Origin of the sequence: Ochrobactrum sp. SFR4 (assembly GCF_019730395.1) — a bacterium.
Taxonomy (GTDB): Bacteria; Pseudomonadota; Alphaproteobacteria; order Rhizobiales; family Rhizobiaceae; genus Pseudochrobactrum.
Map to the genome: position 1 here is coordinate 1 of NZ_JAAPBB010000859.1, position 266 is coordinate 266.

The 266-nt window shown below is 39.8% G+C and carries 1 protein-coding gene; it reads right to left on the reverse strand.

The window, feature by feature from the left end:
- Nucleotides 1-70: 70 nt before the first annotated feature.
- Nucleotides 71-266 (reverse strand): hypothetical protein (locus HBA93_RS21510; RefSeq protein WP_221724606.1); only part of this gene is annotated, 196 nt, incomplete at its 5' end.

The window sequence follows — 266 nt, forward strand, 5'->3', positions numbered from 1 at the left end:
TAATAGGGGCAGAAATTGCCCCTACTACAAAGCCAATTAGACCACCTGTGAAGAAGCCAAAGCGCATTGCTTAATAACCTAATTCGTCGAGTGCTTTTTCAATCGCCGTTGTGATAATCGCAGTTTGAGTACAGCCTATCTTATCAGCTGCAGAAAGTAATCTAAGACGCAGATCATTGTCCAATTTTAGTGTTAAAGGCGTTTTGGTCTGCTTTTTGTTTGATTGTTTAATTTCATGCAGCAGATTTATGCTTGGCATGCTCTTT